This is a genomic window from Paractinoplanes hotanensis (assembly GCF_023717965.1).
Taxonomy (GTDB): domain Bacteria; phylum Actinomycetota; class Actinomycetes; order Mycobacteriales; family Micromonosporaceae; genus Actinoplanes; species Actinoplanes polyasparticus.
In genome coordinates, this window is sequence record NZ_JAMQOL010000013.1 from 25,752 (window position 1) to 44,888 (window position 19,137).

Below are 19,137 nucleotides of genomic sequence, written 5' to 3' on the forward strand. Positions count from 1 at the left end.
GCTCGCCTCGGGAGGGGATTGCGGCCCATTGCACGGGGGTTTGCGGGCAAGCCGGGCGTCCGGGCGTCGATCATGCGGGAACCACCGTGGTCGAATGGCGCCATGGCTGAGTTCCGGACGGTGAGCTACGGGGCGGAGTTCCACCGCCTGCTGCTGCGGGTGGCCGGCTACGCGCCCGATCCCGAGGTCATCGCGGCCCGGCAGGCGCTGGCCGAGGGCCGCGTCGCCGACGTCGCCCGAGCCGTCGGGGCGATCGCCGCCGCGGCCGGTCTCGCGCCCACCGACGAGGAGTTCGCCCTGCTGGCCGCGGCCGAACCGGAGTCGGTCACGGAACTGTCGGGCACGCAGCCGGGCCAGTGGCCGATGCCCGCCGTGGACTTCCAGCCGGCCCTGGTCGAACCGGCCGTCTTCGCTCCCGAGGCACCGCCACCGCTGCTCGACCTCACCGACGTGCCCTATTCGTTCGTCACCGCCGTCACCGACGAGACGGACGCCAAGGCGGTCGAGGCGATGAGCCGCACGGCGGGTGCTCGCGCGCTCTGGCGGGCCTGGCGGCTGAGCGATCCCCGGGAGGCGCCGGCCCGGGTGTTCGTGCTCGCCGCGGACGTGCCCGGCGAGGATCTGCCGGTCCTGACGGCTCTGCTGCAACAGGAAACCGGCGCAGCGGCCGAGGTGTACGCGCCGGGCGACGAACTGCCGGCCTATCAGGTGCAGGCCCGGGGCGCGGCGGCTCTGCTGTGGACGGCCGAGGAACCGTACGGGATCGGCCTGGCCCGGGTCTTCGACGGCGTCGACCCGGAGACCGGACCGTGGTTCGCGCCCGGCCATCCCGTGCTCGAGGGCGCCGAACGCGAGCGGGTCGGCCGATATCTGGAAGCCGGGCGGCCGGTGCTGACGACGACGCAGCGGATGGCCGACGTGGTCGAACCTGCGCGGGGCGCTGTGGTGCCCATGTCGTACCGCACCGACGGCCGCTGGGTCTGGACCGACACGGTCGCCTACTACCTGCGGACGCACGGCCTGGCCCCGGACCCCGAACTGCTGGCCCACATCCGCGGACGTGAGTTCCGAGCGCCGGCGGTCGACGACGTCGCCGAGCACCGTACGCTGGCTGCCCTGTTCCGCCCGGCCGCCGCGAGCCCGGCCGGTGTGCGCTGACCATGGATCACACGTTCGTGCCGGCGCTGCCCGACCCGAAGACCTTCGGCTCGGCCGTGCCCCCGCTGCTCGACCTGACCGCGTTCGGTCCCACCGACGACGACGACCGGGCGGCCGTCGCGTCGACCGCGGCGCGGACCGGGTCGATCGCGCTGTGGCGTTCCTGGCGCGTCTCCCCCGGTTCGCCGCCGTCGAGGGTGTTCGTGGTGGAGACCCACGGTGACCCGCCGGCCTTCGAAGCCGAGTGCTACGCCCCCGGGGAGGCGTTGTCCGCGGACACTCGGGCCGCGCGCAACGCGGGCGCGCTGCTCTGGACGGCCCGGCCGGTGCAGCCGATCCGGGTCGCCCGGGTCTTCGACGGTGGTGGGACCTTCCACCCCGATCACCCGCGGCTGGCCGGGGCGGTACAGCAGCGCGTGTCCGCCTACCTCGAGGCCGGCAGCGCCGTGCTGGGCACCGACGGCCGGCTGCCCGACTTGGTCGAGCCGGGCCGCGGCGAGGTCGTGCCGATGAGCTACCGCACCGACGGCCGCTGGCTGTGGACGGACTCGGTGGCGTACTACCTCCGCACGTACGGTCTGGCCCCGGAACCCGACCTCGTGGCGCACGTGCTGGCCGCGGGCGAACGCCCGGTCGTCGACGCCGTCGACGAGCACCGGGCGCTGGCAGTGCTGTTCCAGACGCACGCCCTGGTGGCGCAGTGACCATTTTCGTCTCGGTGGCGTCCTATCGGGACCCCGAACTGGTGCGCACGGTGCAGGACTGCCTGGCCCGCGCGGCCCGCCCCGACGACCTGCGCATCGTGGTGAACTGGCAGCACCTCGGTGACGAGGACGTGTCGCCCCTGACCGCCGACCCCCGGGTCGAGCTGATCGAGTTCGACGCGGGCCAGAGCCGCGGCGCCTGCTGGGCGCGGGCCCAGGTGATGCGGCACTACTCCGGCGAGGACTGGTTCCTGCAGGTGGACAGTCACACCCGCTTCGCCCCGGGCTGGGACCAACGGGTGATCGGACTGGCCGCCGCCACCGGTGTGCCGAAGCCGATCGTCACCTGCTATCCGCCCACGTACGAGCCGTCGCGCGAGTTCACCGGCGCCGGCGTGCCGACCGAGACGACAGTGACCGGCTGGTCCGGCGACGGCCTGCCCATCTTCGGGCAACGCGAGCTGCCGACCGGTGACGGCCGCCCGGTTCCCGCCCGGTTCGTCGCCGGCGGTTTCCTGTTCGCGCCCGGCGATCTCGTGCGCGAGGTTCCGTACGATCCGTACCTGTACTTCCACGGCGAGGAGCTCACCCTCTCGCTGCGCGCCTACACCTGGGGTTACGACCTGTTCCACCCCACCGAGGTGCTGGCCTGGCACTACTACATCCGCGAAGGCAGCCCCCGCCACTGGACGGACCACACCGCGGCCTGGCCGGCCTGGGACAAGGCCAGCCGACGACGCGTCAACACTCTGCTCCGCTACCCGAACTACGGCCGTTACGGACTGGGCCGCACCCGCCCGCTGTCGGCCTACGCCGCTTGGTCCGGTTGCGATTTCGCCCACCGGAAGTGGACCGACTGGCGAACGGTGACAAACGCAACCGCCGGTACGCCGTAGTCATATCACGTATGACCTTACGGTGCTGTAGAGTGGGGCCCTGTGGCGGCAGCGCGGGAGGCAGGAGCGAAAAGCCTCCCTACGCCGGCTCGAGCCCGCCGGCCGGCCAACCTCGCCAGAGCCATCACGGCGGAGCTCGTGGAGCGCATCGTGCTCGGCACGTATCCGCCCGGCAGCCCCCTGCCTCCGGAACCCGCGCTGGGTGAGGCCTTCGGCGTGAGCCGGACCGTCGTCCGGGAGGCGGTGAAGATCCTCCAGGAAAAGGGGCTGGTGCAGGTCCGGCAGGGTGCGGGCACCATCGTCACCGCGCCGTCCCGGTGGGACGTGCTGGACGAGGTGGTGCTGCGCGCCACCATCGCCACCGACGACAGCCTGGCCATCCTCGACGACCTCGTCGTCACCCGCCGGCTGCTGGAGTCGGACATGGCCCACGTGGCGGCCCGGGTGGCCGGCGACGAGACTCTGGACCAGTTGCGCGAGCTGGTGGACCGCATGGACGAACTCGTGGACGACCCGCTCACGTACGCCGAGCACGACCGTGCCTTCCACGACACGATCATGCGGACCGCCGGCAACCGCCTCGCCCGCGGGGTCGTCCGGGCGCTGGAGAGCCAGGTGGTCAACACCGCGCGCTACCTGGGCCGGGCCGAGCGGGCACTGTGTGTGGCGTCGAACCAGGGGCACCGGCGCATCTACGAGCGCATCGCGGCGCACGACCCCGAGGGCGCCGCCAGGGCGATGTTCACCCACATCACCGAGGCCTGGCTCGTCCGGCGGGGTGGGCCCGAAGCTCCCTCGCGCCTGCAGCGCTGAGCCGCGCCGCCGGCGTCCATGGGTAAGGTACGACCATGACGGCTCCACCGGACGCGTTCGCCACTCCCCTTCGCCGGCGCCCCGACCGGCTGAGCGTGGCCGTCGTGCTCGAGCTGGTCGAGCTGATCGTCACCGGCCAGATTCCCGAGGGCGATCTGCTGCCGCCCGAGGGACCGCTGAGCGAGCACTTCGGTGTCAGCCGCACCGTCATCCGCGAATCGGTCAAGCGGCTCGAGGAGAAGGGCCTGCTGATCGTCACGCAGGGCCGCGGGACCCAGGTGGCCCGGTCCGGCTCGTGGAACATGCTCGACCCGGTCGTGCTCTCCACGCTGATCGACAACGACGAGTCACTCGGCGTTCTCGACGAGCTCACGGTCGTCCGCGCGAATCTCGAGTCCGCCATGGCGGGAACCGTGGCCGCACAACGCACCGAGGAGGGCCTGACCCGGATCGCGCACGCGCTGGAGGTCATGCGGGAGCAGCGGCAGGAAAGCGACGCCTCCCGGCAGGCCGACGTCGTCTTCCATCTGACGGTCATGGAGCTGTCCGGCAACCGCCTGGCCGAGAACATCGCCAAGCGCCTCTATCTGCGGGCGCTGGAGAGCAACCGGTTCCACGGCATGGGCTACGAGAAGTCGTTCGAATCGACGGTCGAGGAGCACGCCCTGGTCCTCGACGCGATCACCCGCCAGGATGTCGCCGCCGCCGAGACCGCGATGCGCGACCACATCCTCGGCTCGTGGCAGCGACGCCGGTTCGAGTCGCCGGTGCGCGACACTCCTTAGGACGGGACGGCGCCCGCCGGGAGGAGCCCGGCGGCGACCAGATCCGGCCAGAGCTGGGCCGGGATGCCGGCGGTGAACTGCTCGAGATCCTCGTCGACCTCCCGCGGTGAGCGCATCCCGACCGCCACCGCGGCGACCGCCGGGTGCAGGAGCGGAAAGGCGAGAGCGGCGGCCGGCAAGGCGACGCCGTGGTCGGCACAGATCGACGCTATCCGCCGGGCCCGTCCCACAACGGCGGCGCCGGCCGGGCGATAGTCGTAGGTGGCTCGGGCATCGGGCTGAACGGTCGAGAGCAGACCCGTCGCGAAGACCCCGACGGCGACGACGGCCACGCCGTTCTCCGCGGCCGGGTCCAGGACGGTTTCGAGCGCTTCCTGGTCGAGCAGGGAGTACCGGTTGGCCAGCATGATCACGTCGACCAGACCCTCGCGGACGAGCGGGGCGAGCCCGGCGGTCGAGTTGGTCCCGATCCCGACGGCCGAAACGAGGCCCGCCGCCTTGAGCCGCGTCAGCGAGGCCAGGGCCTCCCGTGCCGCGCCGTCCCAGGCCTGATCGGGGTCGTGCGCGAAGAGGATGTCGACCCGGTCAAGGTTGAGCCGCTCGAGGCTCTCGTACAGCGAACGCTCGACCCCGGCAGCCGAGAAGTCCCACCGTCGTCCCAGGTTTCCGGGCACCAGGAACCCGTCGTCGTCCTGTTCGAGCGGAGGCACCCGGGGAACGATCAACCGGCCGACCTTGGTGGAGATGACGAACTCGTCGCGGGGCCGGCGGCTCAGTTCGGCGCCGATCCGGCGCTCGGAGAGGCCGAGGCCGTAGTGCGGAGCGGTGTCGAAGTAGCGGACTCCCCGGTCCCAGGCGCGCCGCAGGGTGGCGCCGGCCCGCTCGTCGTCCATGGCGGCGGCGAAGTTGCCGAAGGGGGCGCCGCCGAGACCGATGACTCCGTGCGGTGACCGGGCCCGATCGAACAGCTTCTCGACGGCCGGGTTCATGTGCCGAGACCGTAGCAGGCTGTCGCGGTGCCCGACAGGATCGCCCGGCGTTCCCCCTCGCTCAGATCGCTGATCAGCTCATCCACCCTCGCCCGCCAGACAACCGGCCCGGTGCTCAGGCGGGTCAGGGGCCAGTCGGACCCGTACATGAGCCGGTCCGGCCCGAAGGCGTCGAGCGCGACGCCGACCACCCGGCGCAGCCGGACCGGGTCGTCCACGAGGCCGGCCAACCCCGAGATCTTGGCGCGGACGTGCGAGTGGGCCGCGAGCGCCCGCAGATCCGCCTCCCAGGCGGCGTCGTCGGTGCTCTCGGCGATGCCGCCGAGGTGGTCGAGAACGAAGCGCAGGCCGGGACGGCCCGCGGCCACCGTCGCCGCCAACGGCAACTGCCAGGGCCTGATGACCAGGTCGAAACAGAGGTCGCGGGTGGCGAGCGCGTCGAGGGCCGCTCCGACGTCGGGGCGGGCCAGCCAGCCGGGATCGGGGTCGACATGAACCAGATGCCGGAGGCCGACCAGGCGCCGTCGGGTGCCGGCGCCCAGCGCGTCCAGCTGTGCCTGCACGTCGGCGGTGAGGTCGATCCAGCCCACCACGCCGGCGATCCGGCGCCCGGGATCGTCCAGCAGCCGTCCGGTCTCAGCGATGCTGTTCCAGGCCTGCACGACGATCGCGGCGTCGGCGCCGGTCGCGTCGAGCATCCGCTCGAGGTCGCCGGAGCTGAAGTCACGATCGATGGCCGCCATCGACTCCGGATCGATCCACGGCTGCGGGTCGGTGGCCAGGTTCCACAGGTGCACGTGGGCGTCGACGACGCCGCTCATGACGCCGCTCATGACGCCGCAGCCGATGTGTCGGGGACCAGACGCAGGCCGGCCCGGCGGGGGCGGACGTGTGGCCCGGTCACACCGGCGACCGGGGTCGCGGCCCGGACGGCGTTGATGCGCTCCTCGTCGACCCGGATGCCGATGCCGGGCTGGTCGCCCAGGACGATGCCGCCGTCCATGATCTCCTGGTCGATCTCCACGCCGATCGGCGAGGTGAGGTGCTGGACCTCGAAGGCCAGGTGGTTGGGGACCGCGGCGGCCGCGTGGGCCACCGGATTGGCGTGGTACGTCACCGGGCTCACCGGTAAATCATGGCAGTGCGCGACGGCGGCCACCCGGAGGAAGTGAGTGATGCCCCAGACGTTGCCGACCTGCACGATGTCGACGGCGCCGGCGTCGAACAGGGGCCGGTACTGTTCCAGGCCGGTCAGATTCTCACCCGTCGCGACGCCCGCGCGGAGGTGCCGGCCGACGGAGGCCAGACCGGCCGCGTCCCAGCGGCGCACCGGCTCCTCGATCCAGGCCAGGTCGATGTCCCGCTCGAGCTCGCTCACGAAACGGACCGCCTGCGTACGGTTCCAGGCCTCGTTGGCATCGAGCATGAGCGCCGGATGCTCCGAGTTGCGGGCCAGCACGTCACGAACCGCCAGCAGCCGGCGCCGGTCGTGCGTGACGTCGTGGCCGCCCTTGAGCTTGGCCGAGGTGAAGCCGCGGTCGGCGTAGCGCTCGTAGAGCAGGACGAGCGCCTCGTCGCCGAGGGCGATGTCGAGACCGGAGGCGTAGCCCGGCACGTACCGGTCCAGGGCGCCGAGGGTGCGCCACAGCGGCTCACCGGCCGCCTTCGCCTTGAGGTCCCACAGCGCCATGTCGATCGCGCCGATCGCCCCGAACGCCGCCCCCGCGTGCCCGGTCTTGAACACCCACCTCAGCATGCGGTCGTAGAGCGCCGTGACCGCGCGCGGATCCTCACCCTCGACAGCGCCGAAGACCCGGTCGATGTCGCCGTGGGCGCCGACCCCGACGCCTTCGAGCCCCTCGTCCGTCTCGAGGATCAGCACGTGCACGTCGGTGAGCGGCTCGGGCATCACGCCGTTGGCGTCGCCGGTCAGCCGGCCCCAGTCGTGCCGGGTCAGCAGGCTGCGGTAACCGGTGACTTTCATGGTGACTCCTGGTCGGACGGCATGGTGGTCACTCCTTGGTCCCGCCGGCTGTCATGCCGGCTACCAGGAAGCGCTGGGACACGAGGAAGACGATGAGCACCGGCAGCACCGAGACCACGGTCGCCAGGGCGAGCGTCGGCAGCTGCACCGACTGGGCGCCGGCGGAACTGGGGTTGAACGCCGGGGTGGACGCGAGCAGCGAGGTCAGTCCCACCTGGACCGGATAGCCGTCGCTGGAGGGCAGCATCACGAAGGGCAGGAAGAAGTTGTTCCAGTTCTGCACGAAGCTGAAGAACGCCACCAGAGCCACGATCGGCGCCGCCAGCGGCAGTGCGATCCTGGTGAAGACCTGGAACTCCCGGCAACCGTCGATCCGGGCCGCGGCCAGCAGATCCCGCGGGATGGCGGTGGAGAAGTAGATGTACGTCAGGTAGACCCCGAACGGGAAGAAGGACATCGGCAGGATCACCGACAGCGAGCTGCCGATCAGGCCCACGGCGTTGAGCTCGAGGAAGATCGGCAGCACGAGCGCGGTGTTCGGGATGAGCATGACGACCAGGGTCAGCACCAGCAGCAGCCGCCGGAACCGGAACTCGGTCAGGGCCAGCGCGTACCCGGCCGGGATGCTGGCGACCAGGGTGATGATCAGCGCACCCACGGCGTACAGCGCCGAGTTGCCCATCCACGTGGTGACCGCGCCGTCCTGGAACGCGAACAGCTGACTCCAGTTGGCCGACAGGCCGCCCAGGCTGCCCGGCGCGAACGGGTTGTCGACGATCAGGCCACGCGCGGATTTTGTCGTGGCCAGCAGCAGCCAGACGAGAGGGATGGCGAAGAACAGCACGAAGACCACCACCACGACCGTGACGATCGTCCGGCCGCTCCAGCCGGTGGGTGAGGTTCTGATGGGCGCAGAGGTCATGGGTTCAGTCCCGCTCGAACAGGCCGCCGCGCGTCACGAAGACGGCCGACAGCGCGAGGGCGATGACGAGCAGCAGCAGCGAGATCGCCGCCGCGCCGTTGAAGTCGTTCTGCTGGAACGCGTACTGGTAGGCGAGCTGATTGAGGGAGTAGTCGTTCGGCACGACCGCGTTGCTGGCCTGGGAGAGCAACTGCGGCTCGACGAAGAGCTGGGTGCCGGCCGCGAGCGACATGATGCCCATGTACGAGATCCACTTGCGCAGCATCGGAATCTGGATGCGCCACGCGATCTGGACGGCGTTCGCGCCGTCCACCCGGGCCGCCTCGATCACTTCGGCGCTGATGTTGTTGAGCGCCCCGTACATGATGACGATCCACCCGCCGGCGCCGGTCCAGAACGCGATGATCGCGAAGACGACCGGCAGGTTCCCCGGGACGATGACCTGCACGAAGCTCTCGAAGCCGAGCAGCCGCAGCAGGCCGCCGACCGGGCTGGCCGTCGGGTCGAGCACGAACAGCCACAACATCACGCTCGACGCGCCCGCCAGCGCCCCGGGCAGGTAGAAGACGAACCGCAGCGTACGGCTGAGCCACCGGACCCGGATCGCGTGGACGACGACGGCCAGCAGGGTCACCAGAACGACCAGTGCGACCAGCCAGATGACCAGGTACAGCGCCACGTGCGTGACCGCCGGCCAGAACCGGAAGTCGCCGACGACCTTGCTGAAGTTGGCCAGCCCGGCGAAGCCGCCCTCGCCGTCGGTGAAGGCGAGATACAGGGCGTAGAGCGCGGGCAGGATCCCGAACGCGAGCGTGAGCACCGCGTAGAGCGAGACGAAGCCGTAGCTCATCGCGGCGCCCCGCCGGGCGGGCGGCCGGTTGGCCGCCCGCCCCGTCGCCGCAGCCGCCGTACGGGCGGTGTCGACCATCGTCATTTGACCGTGTATCCGTCGACCTGCGCCTGGTTCTTGATCGCCGTCTGCCATTCGGGCAACAGCGAAACCAGGCTCTTGCCGCCGGCGATGCCCGGTGTCATCGTCTTGGCCCAGATGGCCTCCTGGCTGAAGATCCCCGAGCCCCAGCCGCTCCAGATCGACGTGCCGGCCTTGACCACGGCCTGCAGATCGGTCGCGTAGTACTTGCTCGCCTCCTGCTTGGTCACCCACTTCTGGGCGGCCGGCGCGTACGCGGGATAGCCCGGAGCGACCTCGACCTGGTACTCGTCGGCGGTCGTGGCGAATCGGACGAAGGACTCGGCCGCCTTGAGGTTCTTCGAGTGGCTGCTGACGAACCAGGTGCCGCCGCCGACGTTGCCGGTCACCGCCTCCTCGCCCTGCCAGGCCAGGGGTGCGGCCACCCCGAGCTGCCCGGCCGGGACCTTGAGCGACTCCGGGTTGTTGAAGATGGCGCCCGCGTACCAGGCCGGCCCGGGCATCATCAGCACCTTGCCGGAGTACTTCTGGACGAACTCGGGCGTGAAGACGCTGACGTTCGGGGTGGTGCCGTTCTTGATCAGAGTGTCGAGCATCGCCGCGGCCCGTTGGCACTCCGGGGTGCCCGTGTTCACCGTGACGGTCTTCGGGCCGGTGATGTCGTTCGCCTGGCACTTGCTGCCCCAGAAGAAGACCTCCGGCGTCCAGGCGTCGCCCACGGTGCCGACGATGTGGCCGGGGTGCTCCTGGGCGACCTTCTCGCCGAGCGCCTGGTATTCCTGCCAGGTGGTCGGCACCTTGTAGCCGAACCGGTCGAGCAGCGTCTTGTTGTACCAGAGCACCGCCTGCGCGAGGTCGTTGCGCAGGCAGTAGACCTTGCCCTCGACGGTGCACGGGTTCAGCGCGCCCGGAGTGAACTTGTCGAGGGTGTCCTTGGCGACCAGGCCGTCGCTGAGCACGGCGGCGAACGCCTGCTTGCCGTTGCTCTTCTGGCTGGCCCACGCCGCGTCGTTGTTCTGGGTCGAGAACACGACGTCGGGCCAGCCGCTCCCGGCCCGGTCGAAGAGCTGCATCTTCGTCCGGAACGAGTTGGAGCCGTTGGCCGAGCCGTCGTAGGTCACCACGGTGATCGGCACCTCGGGGTGGGCCTTCTTGAACGCGTCCGCGGCCTTGGTGCGGTCCGCGTCCACCCACACCGTGATCGCGGCCTTGTCGTCCTGGGTGACCTGGGGAAATCCGTACGATCCGGCAGCCGGACCGCTGTCGCTGTCGTTGCCTCCGCAGCCGGCGAGGGCCAGGATCAGCATCCCTGCCGTGCCGGTGATCGTCAGAAGTGAACGAACGTGGTGAGCACGCCTGAAACGGACCATGTCGTTGTCCTTTTTTTGATGTTGCTTATTGACGCCTCGTTCATCGACCCGAAATATAAGAGCATACGTATGATGTTTGCAAGGGGGTCAAAGCTTGAAAGCCATCGCGTACGAAGGCACGGGACGACTGCGGACGATGTCCGTGGACGCGACGCCACCAGGGCCGGGTGAGTTGCAGATCGCGGTGGCCTACTGCGGGCTGTGCGGCACGGATCTGCACATCGCGCACGGCGACATGGATGCCCGGGTCCGCACTCCCCTCGTCTTCGGCCACGAGTCCTCGGGCACCGTCGCCGCTGTCGGGTCCGAAGTGGAGGGCTGGGCGCCCGGTGACCCCTTGACCGTCATGCCGCTGCTCTGGGACGGCACGTGCGCCGCCTGCCTCGCCGGTCACCAGCACATCTGCCAGAACCTGACCTTCGTGGGCATCGACGCCCCCGGCGCCCTGCAGCAGCTCTGGAACGTTCCGGCGACGATCGCCGTGCCGCTGCCGGCCGGCCTCGACCTGCGGACCGCTGCCCTCGTCGAACCGGTTGCGGTCGCCGTGCACGACGTGCGGCGCTCGGAGCTGCAGATCGGCGACCGTGTCGTCGTCCTCGGCGGCGGCCCGATCGGCGTCCTCATCGCCTGCGTGGCCCGGCACGCGGGAGCGGACGTTCTGGTGGCCGAGATCGACGAGAGCCGCCGCGAGCTCATCGCGGCCCTCGGGATCGACGTCCTGGACCCGGCTGCCGCCGACCTCGGCGCCGAGGTCGAGCGCCGGACCAACGGGACCGGCGCCGACGTCGTCTTCGAGGTCTCCGGCGCGGCCGCCGCGGCCCGCTCGGCCACCTCGCTGGCGAAGGTCCGGGGCACGATCGTCGTCGTCGCCATCCACGCGGCTGCCCGGGAGATCGACCTGCAGCGCGTGTTCTGGCGGGAGCTGCGCCTTCTCGGCGCGCGCGTCTACCAGCGATCCGATTTCGAACGGGCGATCCAGCTGCTGCACCAGGGGGTCATCCCCGGCGCCGAACTCATATCCGGCGTCGTCGCGCTCGAGGAGACCGCGACCGCCGTCAAGGACCTCTCGGCGGGCCGCGGCATGAAGATCCTGGTCGACGTGGCCGGAGGGGATCGAGCGTGAACACGCTGTTCGACCTCACCGGGAAGCTCGCGGTGGTCACCGGCGCCCGCCGGGGCATCGGACGCGCGATGGCCGAGGCCCTCGCCGCCGCCGGCGCCGACATCATCGGGGTCAGCGCCCGGCTGCGGCCCGACGACGAGGTAGGGGACACGATCCGCGGGCTCGGGCGGTCGTTCGAGGCGCACGCGGTCGACTTCGCCGACCGGGCGGCCGTGGTCGCCCTGGGCACCAATCTCACCGGACGTGCCCCGGACATCCTCGTCAACAACGCCGGCACCATCGAGCGCGCGCCGGCCGCACAGCATCCGCTGCACTGGTGGGACAGAGTGCTCGAAGTCGACCTGTCGAGCCAGTTCGTCCTGACCCAGCTGATCGCCGGGCCGATGCTGGAGCGCGGCCACGGCAAGATCGTGTTCACCGCGAGCCTGCTGAGCTTCCAGGGCGGCATCAACGTGCCCGGCTACACCGCGGCGAAGTCGGGGATAGCCGGGCTCACCCGTGCGCTGGCCAACGAATGGGCCGGCCGGGGTGTGAACGTCAATGCCATCGCACCGGGCTACATCGCCACCGACAACACCGCGGCGCTGCGCGACGATCCTGACCGGTCCCGCTCGATTCTGGAGCGCATTCCCGCCGGACGATGGGGGCGCGGCGACGACCTGGCCGGCGCGACCGTCTTCCTGAGCTCAGCGGCGTCCGACTACGTCTCGGGCGCGATCCTGCCGGTGGACGGCGGGTGGCTGGGGCGGTGACCCCGGCTGCTTCGATCGGCGAACGTCGATTGACAGTTTTTTCTTCTGGGTGCACTCTAAGTGCCATACGACGCGTGTTCGCCGGGTACGCGCGACACGGCCTCGGCACGGCGGCCGGCACCGGGTTCCTCCGGTGCCGATGCGGGTGAAGACAGGGCAGAGCACCCGCATGTCCTCCGGGCCAGGGCCGGCATCCCCCGTCTTCCCCCGTGGGCTGTGCGCACCCGTGGCATGTCCGTGCGTACGGCTCGGCCTCCTTCAGGAGTGACGAGTTATGAAGATCAGACGCAATCTGCTGTTCGCCCTGGCCACCTTGCTGACCCTGGCCGGTCTCGCCGTCCCGGCGGCCCGGCCGGCCTTCGCGGCCGCGCTGACCGAGGTGACCGGCTTCGGCACCAATCCGGGCGGCATGCGCATGCACATCTACGTGCCGGACACCCGCCCGGCCAACCCGGCGATCGTGGTCGCCATGCACGGCTGCGGCGGCTCGGGCCCCGGCTTCTACTCCGGCAGCGAGTTCGCCTCCCTGGCCGACCGGTACGGGTTCATCGTGATCTACCCGTCCGCGATGCAGGAGGCCGGTTTCGGTAAGTGCTTCGACACCTGGTCCGCGGCGGCCAAGCAGCGCAACGGCGGCAGCGATCCGGTTTCGATCGCCTCGATGGTGGCCTACGCCGGCCAGCGGTACGGCGGCGACCAGAACCGGGTGTACGCCACCGGCAGCTCCTCCGGCGGCATGATGACCCAGCACATGCTCGCCCTCTACCCCGACCTGTTCAAGGCCGGAGCGTCCTTCATGGGCGTGCCGTTCAACTGCTTCGCCAACGCGGCCGACTACCCGCCCGGCGGCCAGTGCACCGGTGGCAGCATGAACCGCACACCCCAGCAGTGGGGTGACGCCGTCCGCCAGGCGTCACCCGGCTACACCGGCGCCCGTCCCCGCGTGCAGCTGTGGCACGGCACCAACGACACCCTCGTGCCCTACTCCCTGCTGCAGGAGTCGATCGAGCAGTGGACCAACGTCTTCGGGCTCAGCTCGACGCCCACGTCCAGCGACACTCCGCAGTCGGGCTGGAACCGCCGCCGCTGGGCCGGCGCGACGGGCACCGTCCAGGTCGAGGCCTACAGCATCCAGGGGGCCGGGCACAGCCTGCCCAGCAGCGGCATGGCGGCTTCCGCCATCGCCTTCTTCGGCCTCACCACACCTCCGACCACCCCGCCCACCACACCTCCGACCACCCCGCCCACCACTCCCCCGACCACCCCGCCCACCACTCCCCCGACGACCCCGCCCACGACCCCGCCGCCGACCTCGGCGTGCCGGGCCACCGGCACGGTCAACGCCTGGAACACCGGCCTGACCACGAACATCACCATCACGAACAGCGGCAACGCCACGATCAACGGCTGGGCTCTCGCCTTCGACCTGCCCCCGGGCCAGACCATCACCGGCGGCTGGAGCGCCTCCTACGCGCCCACCTCCGGACGGGTCACGGCGACCAACGTCGGCTACAACGCGAGCCTGGCGCCCGGCGCTTCGATCAGTGTCGGATTCCAGGCGACCCACACCGGCAACAGCGGGGCGCCCACCGCGTACGCGCTCAACGGCTCCGCCTGCACAGGCTGACACAGGCACCGGCCGGACCGGGTGGACGGCACGCCGTCCGCCCGGTCCTCGGGGTCTCGGTATCGCGGGCCGGCGTGGGAAGATCCTCGGAGCCGTCAGCCCCCGATCCTGCCGGAGCCCGTCGCGTGACCAGCCCGTACGACATCGACGAGATCTTCCCGGACGACGCCGCGGGAGCCGTGCGCCTACCCCGGCGGCAGGCCGGCAACTCACCGCAGGACCTGACGGTGACCCTGCTCGCCGACTACACCCTGAGCACCGGGGCCGAACTGCCGTCGGCCGCCATCGTGGCCCTGCTCGCCGAGGCCGGTGTGAGCCACGCCGGGGCGCGGACAGCCATCAGCCGGCTCGCCCGGCGCGGGGTGCTGCTGGTCCGGCGGCAGGGACGGCGGAGCGCCTACCGGCTCACCCCGGACGCGGCCGCCTTCCTGTCCGTCGGCGGCAGCTCGATCGTCTCGTCCGCCGAAGGCGCCGAACCGTGGGACGAGCACTGGACCCTGATCGCCTTCTCGCTGCCACCGGGGGAACGCGCCCGACGGCAGGAGCTCCGCAACAAACTGCGCTGGATGGGATACGCCCCGCTGTACGACGGCCTGTGGATCTCACCGCACGACCTTCCGGACAAGGCACGGGCGCAGCTGGCCCTCGTGGGCCCCGGCACCATGACCGTGTTCCGCGCCCGGCACGTCGAACTCGCCGCCGGCCTGCACCGGACGCCCCTGGAGGCCTGGGACACCGCGGCCATCGCCCGCGAGTACGAGGCCTTCATCCAGCACTGGCGCCTCGTGCCGGCCCGGATCTCGACCGGGCGGCTCACCGGAGCCGAGGCGGTCCGGGCCCGCACCGAGGTCATGGACACCTACCGCCGCCTGCCCGTCCTCGACCCGCGCCTGCCCCTCCGACTGCTACCACCGGGATGGCTGCGGGAACCGGCCCGGGAGTTGTTCGTCGCCGTCTACGACGGCCTGGCCACCACCGCCCAGGACCACGTCCGTTCCATCGCGGCCGGCGCCGCCGACGGTCCGGTCGCCGGCATTCAGGCGCACAGCGTCGCCGACCTGTCCGCCGGACTGCGACCGGCAGCCACCCGGTCCGACAGCGTCACGGCGCCGTCGGGCGGCCGGGACGATGATCCCGGCCGCCCGGGTGCTCAGGAGGCCGCGAGGGAGGCCGCGACGGACGCCGCGACGCCCGAATCGGTGATCCGGATGTCGTCGATGTAACCCCGGTAGCCGCCGGTGCCGGCCGCCTGGTCGTACCCGACGTCGATCAGCGTGATCTGCTTGCCGTTGAAGGCCGAGCCGAGGTCGACGGTGATCTCGTTCCAGGTGTCCAGGGTCAGCTTGCCACACTGGGCTCCCGGGTGCGCCCGGACGCCCTTCCGGTCGACGGCCACCGCGGTGTCCCGCAGGTTCGCCTGGGCGCCGGTCGGCTGATCGAGGAAGATCAGGTCGAGCGCCACGCAGCTGCTGTTGCCGCCGGTCACGTTGCTGTTCGAGCTCACGCTCTGCGGGAAGACCCGGTAGGTGAGCCTGGTGCCCGGCCGGACGAAGACGCTGCCGGGGGCGAACGCCTTCATGTACGCGTACGACTTGGTGCTGTTGTTGTCCTTGCCGGAGTACATCAGCGCCGTCGTGCCGGTGTACGCCCGCTCCGTCCGGGTGGCCAGCTCGGGGCCGGTGACCGAGCCGATGATGCCGCCCACGTTGAGCAGACCGCCGTGCGGGGACGTGCCGCTGTCGGCCGTGCTGGTGAAGCCGAGGGCCGTCTCACCGGTCTCCAGGCCGGAACCGAAATGGTTCGCCGCCAGCACATCGGAGAGCGCGAGGTCGTCGACGTAACCGCGGTATCCGCCGGTGCCGGCCGCCTGGTCGTAGGCGACGGCCAGGGTGTCGACCGTCTTGCCGTTCGCGACCGCGCCGAGCGGCACGATGACCTCGTTCCAGGTGTCCCGGGTCAGCTTGGCGCACTGGTGCTGCGGGTGCGCCCGGTTGCCGTTCTGATCGGTCGCCCCCGAGTCCCGCAGGTTCGTGCCGTCGGTGAAGCTCAGGTCGACCGCGACGCAGGTGCTGTTGGCGCCGGTCACGTTGGAGTTCGAGGCGACGCTCTGCGGGAAGATCCAGTACGACAGCGTCGAGCTCGGGCGGATCGTGAGGTTCCGCAGGCTGAAGGCCTTCATGTACGCGTACGACCGGGTCGCGCTGGTGTCCTTGCCCGAGTACATCAGCGCGGTCGTGCCGCTGTGCGCCTGCTCCGCCCGGGTGGCCAGCTCCGGGCCGGCGACCGTGGAGATGATGCCGCCCACGCCGGTCACTCCGCCGTGCCCGTTGGCACCGGTATCGGCCGCGCTCACCCAGTTGGCGCGCGCGTCCGCCGCCTCGAACCCGGTGGCGAAGCCGGGCAGGTTGGCCCTCACCCAGTCCTGCACGTCGTCCACGCGGGCCTCGGTCACCAGCGGCGCGCCGGTCGCCTCGCCGAGGCACCCGGCCTGGTTCGACTTCCAGTGCAGCCCCACCAGCTGGTAGGCGTCGCCCGACCGGCGCAGCGCCGGACCACCCGCGTCGCCCTTGCAGATGCCGCCCGAGCCGGTCGGCGTCACGGCCAGGCCGGTCGCCGTGACGGTGTCCACCGTGAACGCGGCCGACTTCAGACGGTTGGGGACCCATTCGGTCCCGGTGCGGCCGAAGCCGGCCAGGATCAGCTCGTCGCCCGCAGCCGGGGCCGACGGCGCGATCGCGACCGGCGCGACCGTGGTCACCGCCTTCTCCAGACGAGCCAGCGCCAGATCCCGCTGCGGGTGCCGGATCACCTGCCCCACTCCGGACACCGCACCGCCGGCGCCGCCGCTGGGAACCGTGCGACCGACCGTGACCGTGGTGGTCAGCGGCGGCGCCCCGGTGGTGGCCACGCCGTCCGCGCCCGCGAAGCACGACGCGGCGGTGAGCACCAGCTGCGGGCTGACCAGCACCCCACTGCACGACCGCTGGCTGTCGCCCATGTCCAGGCGCGCCACGAACGGCAGCGCCCCCTCGGCCGTGTCGGCGCCCCCGGCGACCGCAAGGGCCGGGCCGGTGGACGCCGTCGTCAGGACCAGTGCCGACGCCGTGAACAGGGCAGCACGTACCCTCCGGTGAACTCTCACAACATTCCTGCTTCCCCCGTGAACCGGTCCACCGTGGACCGGACCGCAGAGGAGATTACTGTCACCGGGATCGATATGTCTGCCCGGTCGGCCTCAGCCGTTCCTGTCGTCCCAGCCTTCCTGCGGGGTCGCGCAGGTGCCGCGGAAGACGTACTGCGACGGCAGCTTGCGTTGCTCGCTGGTCCAGTCGATGGGCGGCCGCCGCTGCTCGGCGGGCAGGTAGCCGAGCCGGTACACGGCCATCAGCTCCAGGTCGTCCGGCACCCCGAGCAGGCGAACGATCTCGTCCCAGCGGCCGGGGACCTCCATCGGGAAGGAGATGAACTGGATGCCCATGCCGAGCTCGACCGTGGTCAGCCACAGGTTCTCCATCGCCGCGCCCATGCTGAACACCGAGTAGAACGACGACAGTTCCCCCGGCCGGTACTCGGACCGGTCGAGCATCACGCCGAGCAGCAGCGGGGAGCCGGCGACGAGTTTGCGGTTCTCCTCGCCCAGGGTCTGCGGCACGCGCATGGCGTTCATGAGCTTCTGCCCGCGGCTGGTGAACACCTGGCTGGTGAACGGGCGCAGCGGCGCGGGCAGACGGTCGAACAACATCCCGTCGCGACGGCGTTCCATCTCCTGTTTGCTGAACCGGAAATAGGGCTTGTAGCGCTCGAAGAACGTGCCGTTGGACATCGCCTCGGTCATGCTCTCGCCGCTGATCCGGGCGATGGCCTCGATCGCCGGGCGTTCCTCCACGATCACGAAGCGCCACGGCTGACTGTTCAGCTGCGACGGGGCCCGCCCGGCCACCTCCATCAGCAACCGCTGGTGCTCCTCGGAGACCGGGTCGGGCAGGAACGCGCCGTTGGTCGTCCGGCGGCGCCGCACCACATCGAGAAACTCCATCAGTGACTCCTCCAGGCGGAAACGAGAGCGGCCGCGTACGCCGGCGCAGCCGACCCGGCCAGGGCGGCGTGCCGGCGAATGCGGCCACCGGCGTACGGCAGTGCGGTCAACGGGCCGAGCGCCGGCAGCAACGCGAGACCGGCGGGCCGGCGCTCGAGCGCGCCGGCGGCGACCGCGAGCACGGTGAGCGAGGCCGTCGCGCTGAACAGCGCGTGGTGGACCCAGCGGATGCGCCGGTTGTCGATCACCCCGGCGGCGACGGCCGTACCGAAGGCGGCGTTGACCGCGTAGCTCGCCGCGGCGGCGGTGACCAGGATCCGGGTCATCAAGGGCCTTTCTCGCAGAGGAGCAGCAGGCGTTGCGGGAACATCGGCGCGACTCGCCACCCCGGCGGGACGACGGCCTGCAGCTCGGCTCGCCGGTAGCTGCGGCGGATGGAGAGCAGCCCGTCCTGATGGACGAAGGAGCGGCGGGCGAACGGCAGTGTGGCGGCGGCGTACAGGCCGTAGCCGACGCGCCCCCGGGCGAGGTCGTTGTGGATGACCAGGCGGCGGGACAGCGCCAGGCTGTCGGCCAGCAGGGCGGAGAGTTCCCCGGCATCGAGGTGGTGCAGGAGGTGATTGGACACCACCAGGTCGTACCGGTCGCCGCGGGCGACCAGCTCCGCACTCGACGCCTGTTCGAAGCGGACTCCGGCATCGGGAAGCCGGCGCACATGCCGCAGGGCACGCGCGTCCGGATCGATGGCTGTCATCCGCAGCAGCAGCCCGTCGTGGGCCGCCCATCCCGCCAGAGCACGGGAGATGTCGCCACCGCCGAAGCCGATGTCCAGCAGCGTCGTCGGCCGACGGGTGTCCAGATACGGCCGGATCCGTTGCCGGTAGAGGCGCCGCCAGCCCGAGACGAGCCGATTGACCGCGGTGAACTGCCGGTAGGTACGCTCGAGCCGATCAGGGTCGCAGCCGGGATCGTCCATCAGCTCGCGCGATGCGGTGTCCCGCCGGGCAAGCCCGCGCACACTCGCCGTACGGCTGCTGCTCATGGTTC

The 19,137-nt window shown here is 71.1% G+C and carries 19 protein-coding genes; 9 read left to right on the forward strand and 10 right to left on the reverse strand.

Annotated features, from left to right (window positions below):
• Positions 1–102 precede the first annotated feature (102 nt).
• From LXN57_RS10820 to LXN57_RS10840, 5 genes are read left to right on the forward strand one after another with little or no spacing between them, the layout of a single operon-like run.
• Positions 103–1,158 (forward strand): hypothetical protein, encoded by a 1,056-nt coding sequence (locus tag LXN57_RS10820; protein WP_251797905.1) that lies wholly within the window; start codon positions 103–105, stop codon positions 1,156–1,158.
• 2 nt (positions 1,159–1,160) lie between these two features.
• Complete coding sequence (locus LXN57_RS10825; protein ID WP_251797906.1) at positions 1,161–1,862, forward strand: hypothetical protein; 702 nt, start codon at positions 1,161–1,163, stop codon at positions 1,860–1,862.
• Positions 1,859–2,758: a GlcNAc-transferase family protein gene (locus LXN57_RS10830; protein ID WP_251797907.1), complete on the forward strand. Its 900-nt coding sequence runs from the start codon at positions 1,859–1,861 to the stop codon at positions 2,756–2,758. Before LXN57_RS10825 ends, LXN57_RS10830 begins: the two co-directional genes overlap by 4 nt.
• Before the next feature lie 42 nt (positions 2,759–2,800).
• A complete protein-coding gene (locus LXN57_RS10835; protein ID WP_285904611.1) occupies positions 2,801–3,571 on the forward strand; it encodes a FadR/GntR family transcriptional regulator in 771 nt (256 codons plus the stop codon).
• A 35-nt stretch (positions 3,572–3,606) separates the two neighbouring features.
• Complete coding sequence (locus LXN57_RS10840) at positions 3,607–4,356, forward strand: FadR/GntR family transcriptional regulator (protein WP_251797909.1); 750 nt, start codon at positions 3,607–3,609, stop codon at positions 4,354–4,356.
• On the opposite strand, the gene LXN57_RS10845 is transcribed toward LXN57_RS10840, so the two are convergent.
• Genes LXN57_RS10845 through LXN57_RS10870 form a run of 6 tightly spaced genes read right to left on the reverse strand, consistent with a single transcriptional unit; the run spans position 4,353 to position 10,552 of the window.
• Positions 4,353–5,345, reverse strand: coding sequence for an aldo/keto reductase (locus LXN57_RS10845; protein ID WP_251797910.1), 993 nt, complete (start codon positions 5,343–5,345; stop codon positions 4,353–4,355). The two genes, LXN57_RS10840 and LXN57_RS10845, sit on opposite strands and share 4 nt — an antisense overlap.
• A complete protein-coding gene (locus LXN57_RS10850; RefSeq protein ID WP_251797911.1) occupies positions 5,342–6,166 on the reverse strand; it encodes an amidohydrolase family protein in 825 nt (274 codons plus the stop codon). Before LXN57_RS10850 ends, LXN57_RS10845 begins: the two co-directional genes overlap by 4 nt.
• A gap of 8 nt (positions 6,167–6,174) precedes the next feature.
• Positions 6,175–7,329, reverse strand: a complete 1,155-nt coding sequence (locus LXN57_RS10855) for a mandelate racemase/muconate lactonizing enzyme family protein (RefSeq protein WP_251797912.1) — start codon at positions 7,327–7,329, stop codon at positions 6,175–6,177.
• Between the two features lie 28 nt (positions 7,330–7,357).
• Positions 7,358–8,251, reverse strand: a complete 894-nt coding sequence (locus LXN57_RS10860) for a carbohydrate ABC transporter permease (protein WP_251797913.1) — start codon at positions 8,249–8,251, stop codon at positions 7,358–7,360.
• Between the two features lie 4 nt (positions 8,252–8,255).
• Positions 8,256–9,185, reverse strand: a complete 930-nt coding sequence (locus LXN57_RS10865; RefSeq protein ID WP_251797914.1) for a carbohydrate ABC transporter permease — start codon at positions 9,183–9,185, stop codon at positions 8,256–8,258.
• On the reverse strand, positions 9,182–10,552 hold the full coding sequence (locus LXN57_RS10870) for an ABC transporter substrate-binding protein (protein ID WP_251797915.1): 1,371 nt from the start codon (positions 10,550–10,552) through the stop codon (positions 9,182–9,184). The genes LXN57_RS10865 and LXN57_RS10870 overlap by 4 nt, the downstream gene beginning before the upstream one ends.
• A 94-nt stretch (positions 10,553–10,646) precedes the next feature.
• On the opposite strand from LXN57_RS10870, the gene LXN57_RS10875 reads away from it, so the two are divergent.
• The 4 genes from LXN57_RS10875 to LXN57_RS10890 all read left to right on the forward strand — a co-directional run bounded on the left by LXN57_RS10875 (position 10,647) and on the right by LXN57_RS10890 (position 15,277).
• Positions 10,647–11,675: a zinc-dependent alcohol dehydrogenase gene (locus LXN57_RS10875; RefSeq protein WP_251797916.1), complete on the forward strand. Its 1,029-nt coding sequence runs from the start codon at positions 10,647–10,649 to the stop codon at positions 11,673–11,675.
• A complete protein-coding gene (locus tag LXN57_RS10880; RefSeq protein WP_251797917.1) occupies positions 11,672–12,427 on the forward strand; it encodes an SDR family oxidoreductase in 756 nt (251 codons plus the stop codon). Before LXN57_RS10875 ends, LXN57_RS10880 begins: the two co-directional genes overlap by 4 nt.
• Before the next feature lie 274 nt (positions 12,428–12,701).
• Positions 12,702–14,054, forward strand: a complete 1,353-nt coding sequence (locus tag LXN57_RS10885; protein WP_251797918.1) for an extracellular catalytic domain type 1 short-chain-length polyhydroxyalkanoate depolymerase — start codon at positions 12,702–12,704, stop codon at positions 14,052–14,054.
• A gap of 125 nt (positions 14,055–14,179) precedes the next feature.
• Entirely contained in the window at positions 14,180–15,277 is a 1,098-nt protein-coding gene (locus LXN57_RS10890) for a PaaX family transcriptional regulator (protein ID WP_251797919.1), read from the forward strand.
• On the opposite strand, the gene LXN57_RS10895 is transcribed toward LXN57_RS10890, so the two are convergent.
• From LXN57_RS10895 to LXN57_RS10910, 4 genes are all read right to left on the reverse strand, one after another.
• On the reverse strand, positions 15,205–17,196 hold the full coding sequence (locus tag LXN57_RS10895; RefSeq protein WP_251797920.1) for a S1 family peptidase: 1,992 nt from the start codon (positions 17,194–17,196) through the stop codon (positions 15,205–15,207). The genes LXN57_RS10890 and LXN57_RS10895 overlap by 73 nt on opposite strands.
• A gap of 93 nt (positions 17,197–17,289) precedes the next feature.
• Positions 17,290–18,090 carry a nitroreductase family protein gene (locus LXN57_RS10900; protein WP_251797921.1) on the reverse strand — a complete coding sequence of 267 codons (801 nt, stop codon included), beginning with the start codon at positions 18,088–18,090 and terminating at the stop codon, positions 17,290–17,292.
• On the reverse strand, positions 18,090–18,416 hold the full coding sequence (locus LXN57_RS10905) for a hypothetical protein (protein ID WP_251797922.1): 327 nt from the start codon (positions 18,414–18,416) through the stop codon (positions 18,090–18,092). Before LXN57_RS10905 ends, LXN57_RS10900 begins: the two co-directional genes overlap by 1 nt.
• Positions 18,416–19,132 carry a class I SAM-dependent methyltransferase gene (locus tag LXN57_RS10910; protein ID WP_251797923.1) on the reverse strand — a complete coding sequence of 239 codons (717 nt, stop codon included), beginning with the start codon at positions 19,130–19,132 and terminating at the stop codon, positions 18,416–18,418. Before LXN57_RS10910 ends, LXN57_RS10905 begins: the two co-directional genes overlap by 1 nt.
• Positions 19,133–19,137: the final 5 nt, after the last annotated feature.